Below are 4,841 nucleotides of genomic sequence, written 5' to 3'. Positions count from 1 at the left end.
GACAGACCAACTGGACGAGGGCGGCATTCTGCTTATTCCCGTGGGACCCCGCCCCCGCGCACAGCGGCTCATGCGCTTCCGCAAGGAGCAGGGCCGCATGACCGGGGAAGACCTCGGCCCCGCTATTTTTGTGGACCTGGTGGGCGACCACGGCTGGTAGCACGGCCTCTCGCCATCAACAACAAGGAGATGTCATGGCTTCCTGTTCTTCCTGTTCCTCGTCTTCCTCTTGCCCAAGCGCTACGGGCAAGGGTGGAGACGGACAATGCACCGACCCTGTGGCCCGGCAGGACAAAGTCATCGCCGACAGGCTCGGGCATATCCGGCACAAGCTTTTTGTCATGAGCGGCAAGGGCGGGGTGGGCAAAAGCTCCGTTACGGTCAATACGGCCGCGGCTCTGGCCCGGCGTGGTTTCAAAGTGGGCATTCTTGATGTGGACCTGCACGGCCCCAGCGTACCCAACCTGTTGGGCCTCACAAGCACGGTAGAGATGGATCCTGGCGGCGAACTCATGCTGCCTGCGGCCTACGACGAAAACCTGTCGGTCATTTCCATGGACTCTCTGCTCCAGGACAAGGATCAGGCCATCCTGTGGCGAGGTCCCAAAAAAACCGCCGCCATCAGACAGTTCATTTCGGACGTGAAGTGGGGCGATCTTGACTTTCTGCTTATCGACTCGCCTCCCGGCACGGGCGATGAGCACATGACCGTTATGCAGGCCATCCCCGATGCGCTTTGTGTGGTCGTGACCACGCCACAGGAAATTTCTCTGGCAGATGTGCGCAAGGCCATCAATTTTCTTCAGTACACCAACTCCAACGTACTTGGCGTAGTGGAGAACATGAGCGGCCTTGTATGCCCGCACTGCCATCAGGAAATTGATCTTTTCAAAAAAGGCGGCGGCAAGGAACTTGCGCAGCGTTATGGACTCAAGTTCCTTGGGGCCGTCCCCCTGGATCCCACCACCGTGGTCGCCGCAGACCGCGGGGTTCCTGTGGTCTACCTTGAAGCGGAAAGCCCGGCAAAAACCGCCTTTCTTCAGTTGGCAGACACTATCGCCAGCGCCTGCGACAGCAGCCTGGAGGCCCTGGCGTCAACGCATGCCTAGAGCAGTTTCACTTTGAAATTGCTCTGGCGACTGCGCGAGCAGGCGCCCGCCGCGAAGGCGTAAGCGCAATTTATTTGCGCGGTTAAACGCCGAAGCGAGCGTGTTTTAAACTTTGAAAATATACATTTTCAAAGTTAATCTGCTCTAGTAACGGCCCTGCCCCCGTTGAGGACGCTTCGACGCAGAGCCATCGGCTTTGATCGGCTGTCTGGCTCGGCAATCTCACACGGCAGCGCAGGGCGGTTGTCTCTTTACAGATCAAAAACTTCCCTGTCGGATCATGCAGCCCGGCAGGGGAGTTTTTTCTTCTTTTCTCCCGTCTGCTTTTATGTTATTTGGACAAAAATTCTCCGGGAGAGTCAAAATAAATACAATGCTTAACCTTGCTAATAAAATTACGCTGTTACGTATTCTGATGACCCCTCTGGTGGTTTTACTGCTTTACTTTGAAGGCCCGACCGTGTGCAGGATCGCGGCCTTGGCCTTTATTTTTGCCTCGTTTACGGACTGGGCTGACGGCTACGTGGCCCGGCGTTCCAACATGGTTACCAGCATGGGCAAGTTTTTGGACCCGCTGGCCGACAAGGTGTTGATCTGCTCTGTGCTCATCATGTTTGTCCAACTCGGCTGGACTCCGGCCTGGATTGTGATCATCATGGTGTGCCGCGAGCTTGTGGTCACGGGGCTTCGCGCCATTGCCATCGACGAAGGCATCGTTCTTGCCGCCGACAAGTTCGGCAAAGCCAAGACTGTCTTGCAGATTTTTGCCGTTGTCCCTCTGGTGCTGCACTATCCCCTGTGGGGCATTGATCCGCAGCCCATCGGCCAGGTGCTGCTGTATGCCGCGCTGGTACTGGCGCTTATTTCCGGCGCCAACTATTGCTATGATTTCTACCGTCGCACCCGTGAACGTAAGGATTCCGGCAAGGCATGAGTACGTTGCAGATACGTCTCAAAAACTGCATCCAGACCATACTGGAACTGGAGCCGGATATGAAAGCCGGAGTATGGGGGCGTTATTTCGACTCAGAGCTGAGTTCTCTCAAAGACTATCTTTCTCAAGTTGACCAGATGGAGCTGGCTGAAGAAGATGTTCAGCGGCTCGAAAACGCCACCGCGACCTTTCTTGCGGAGCTGAAACTTTCCCGCAAGGGCAAAACTCAAAAAAGACGGCTTTTGCAATAATGTTCTGGCGTTCTTTCATACTTGTTGTTCTGGGCCTGATCAGCGTAGTGCTCTTCAGCCGTATGGTCTGGGGGCCTACCGGGCTGCTCGAATACCGTGAGCTGAAACGGCAGTATGCTGCACTGGAAAATCAGATAGCCGCTCTGGACGCGGAAAATATGGCACTCAGCCGTGAAATCCGCCTTTTGCAGTCAGACAATCAATATGTGGAGAAAGTCATCCGGCAGCGTCTGCATTATGTGCGGGACAATGAGGTGCTTTACCTTTTTGACGCATCGGCCAAGCCCCATCGGGAGCCGTAGTATATGACAGAAAAAATTGAGTGGTATAAAGAAGTTCTGGATCTGGAGCCTAACTCCAAGGTCTTTTTTCCGCTGGCGCGCCTGCTGGCGGAAGCGCAAAGGACTGACGAGGCTGTGGAGGTTCTGGAACGGGGCTTGAAACGACACGATGAATTTCTTGAGGCCCGTATCTTTCTGATCGAACTGCTTTACAGGGCGGGCGAGCAGAGCGCCTGTGAAAAACAGGTCGAAAAACTCAGCAAAATGCTTACGGCGTATGCCGGGTTCTGGCAGGCCTGGGCCGCCAGCCTTGCCTCTGAAGCGCATTCGCCGGATGCTGCGGCTGTCATGAATTTTCTGGCCCTTAACTTCGCCCGTGGTCCCATATCGCTGCAAGAAGTGATGGAACGGGGCGTCAGCAGTTTTCTTGGTCAGGATGCCTCATCCAACGTGGCGCAACACACGGAAAAACAAGCAAAAAATCTCGACAGCCCCGGTCATGTGGCAGTAAAAGTTAATGCTTCACTTGAAAGTGAAGATATAGCTATTTCTGCCGGTCATCCTGCAGATTCCTCCCTTCAGCATAACGCTGCGGCGTTCCGGTATCCTGATTTTCCGGAACAGCCGGCCGCAGAGCCTGAAGACAGCGCCTCAAGCACTACTACTCCTGTAGATCGCACACTTTCTGCTGTGCATTCCGCCCATCAGCATCTATCGCATGAACATCTGGCTCACGAGGAGCTTGCGGCTTTTGGCCCTGAGGCCGCCTTGCCGGAACAATCTGATGGTGTCGAGACGGCCCGCCAGGCTCTCCCCGCGGAGAAACCGGCCACAGAAGATGCGCTTGAGCCGGAAATTACCGCAGAAAACCTTGCTGGCTCTGGAGATGATGCAAGCGAGGAGGGCGAAGAGCGTTTTTCCCTGCGTACACGCTCCATGGCCGAGGTTCTGGCTGAACAGGGGGACATCAAAGGGGCGCTGGACATCTATCACGAACTGGCAGCCGCTGCCACTGCGCCGGAAGAAAGCGCAGACCTGCGCCAGAGAATAGCTACCCTGAACGCGCGGCTGGGCAGCGCGCAACCGGAAGAACCGGCTCAGGATGCCGCCGCGCCTGAAGCGGCAAGCGGCAAAGACAAGCTCATAAGCATGCTTGAGGCGCTGGCGGAACGTGTTGAAGCCAGGGCGCACAGCTGAAAAATTTCAAGGCCACATCTACCTGTACCGCCAGAGTACTGACAAGCTCTGTATCGTTGTCTGACGGCGCTTTACCATTCGTGCGGAGTTGTCCGGCAATAATGCATGGCAGCTCTAAAGCTGAGGGAGAACACGGTGTTCAAATCATATCTGCGGACCACACTCATGCTGGCTGCTGCCGCCCTTCTTATTGCAGGCTGCAGCTCGTACCAGCCAACCAAGAATGCATGGAAGTCCACCAAAGGATTCTGGAATACGTATGTCAGCCCGCCGGCTTCGGTGGATTATGACGAAAAAGGTGAACTTTCGCCGCAGGCATTGGCCCTGACGCACAGCATGATGGGAATTGACGTGGAACTGAGCCGCCTTGAGCGCGTCATGCTCAACGCCGACAAGCCGCCCACGCGCGACTGGATTGTCGCGTTTTTCAACAATTTCCCCTGGATCAGCGGCTTTGCCGGCGTCAAGTACGACGGTACCATTCTGGGGCAGGAACCTGCCAACCCAGCGAAACAGCTTGACTTCATCCCTCTGCTTTATGAAGACAAGAAACAGAGCAGCCGCGCCTTGAGGGCTGATGTTCAGCCTTCCCCCCTGGGACCCGAGGTGCTGCTGGCCGCGCCGCTTTATGACGGCGTTGACTTTTTGGGTGTGGTCGCCGCCTATTTTGACATGCGTACGCTCATGCAGTATTCCGGCAGCCCGGAAAATGTGGTCATTCTTTCTCCCCAGGCCCTGCTGTGGCCTGGAAAGTATGACTTTGCCGCCACGCCCCTGGCTGGCGTGAACTGGGATGAAGCTGTTGCCAAAAGTTCCTCCGGCACATGCACCAACGTAAACGGCACGTTCTATTACCTTGTCCGCTACCTGGGCAACCTTCCCCTTGTTTTTGCCGTTGCCGAAAAAGGCACGTTCCCTGAAGGCGGCGGCAATGTGGAGCAGGGGCTGGCGTTTTTCCCGAAAGAACGTGAAAAGCTGCCGCCGCCGCCCCAACCCGAACGCAAGCGCAAGAACCTTGACGGCCCCGCCATGTCTGTGCCGACGCCCGGCGATGCGGTTATCGCCGAGA

The 4,841-nt window shown here is 56.0% G+C and carries 6 protein-coding genes and 1 pseudogene; all 7 read left to right on the top strand.

What is annotated here, in order from left to right; translation table 11 throughout:
- Window positions 1-10: 10 nt before the first annotated feature.
- Window positions 11-160, top strand: coding sequence for a hypothetical protein (locus V6C07_RS05515; protein WP_333535360.1), 150 nt, complete (start codon window positions 11-13; stop codon window positions 158-160).
- A 34-nt stretch (window positions 161-194) separates the two neighbouring features.
- The gene (locus V6C07_RS05510) at window positions 195-1,109 is read left to right on the top strand and encodes an Mrp/NBP35 family ATP-binding protein (protein WP_333535359.1); all 915 of its coding nucleotides are present in this window, start codon (window positions 195-197) and stop codon (window positions 1,107-1,109) included.
- A 373-nt stretch (window positions 1,110-1,482) separates the two neighbouring features.
- Window positions 1,483-2,043: a CDP-diacylglycerol--glycerol-3-phosphate 3-phosphatidyltransferase gene (gene pgsA / locus V6C07_RS05505; RefSeq protein WP_333535358.1), complete on the top strand. Its 561-nt coding sequence runs from the start codon at window positions 1,483-1,485 to the stop codon at window positions 2,041-2,043.
- Window positions 2,040-2,294, top strand: coding sequence for a hypothetical protein (locus tag V6C07_RS05500; RefSeq protein ID WP_333535357.1), 255 nt, complete (start codon window positions 2,040-2,042; stop codon window positions 2,292-2,294). Before pgsA ends, V6C07_RS05500 begins: the two co-directional genes overlap by 4 nt.
- The gene (locus V6C07_RS05495; protein WP_333535356.1) at window positions 2,294-2,596 is read left to right on the top strand and encodes an FtsB family cell division protein; all 303 of its coding nucleotides are present in this window, start codon (window positions 2,294-2,296) and stop codon (window positions 2,594-2,596) included. The genes V6C07_RS05500 and V6C07_RS05495 overlap by 1 nt, the downstream gene beginning before the upstream one ends.
- 3 nt (window positions 2,597-2,599) lie before the next feature.
- A complete protein-coding gene (locus tag V6C07_RS05490; protein ID WP_333535355.1) occupies window positions 2,600-3,772 on the top strand; it encodes a tetratricopeptide repeat protein in 1,173 nt (390 codons plus the stop codon).
- Between the two features lie 135 nt (window positions 3,773-3,907).
- Window positions 3,908-4,841 (top strand): annotated as a pseudogene (locus V6C07_RS05485) (hypothetical protein); the annotation flags it as partial.

Origin of the sequence: Desulfovibrio sp. 1214_IL3152, from assembly GCF_036763055.1 — a bacterium.
Lineage (GTDB): Bacteria > Desulfobacterota > Desulfovibrionia > Desulfovibrionales > Desulfovibrionaceae > Desulfovibrio.
The sequence above is the reverse complement of the archived record's forward strand: the minus strand, read 5'-3'. Positions and strand labels throughout refer to the sequence as shown.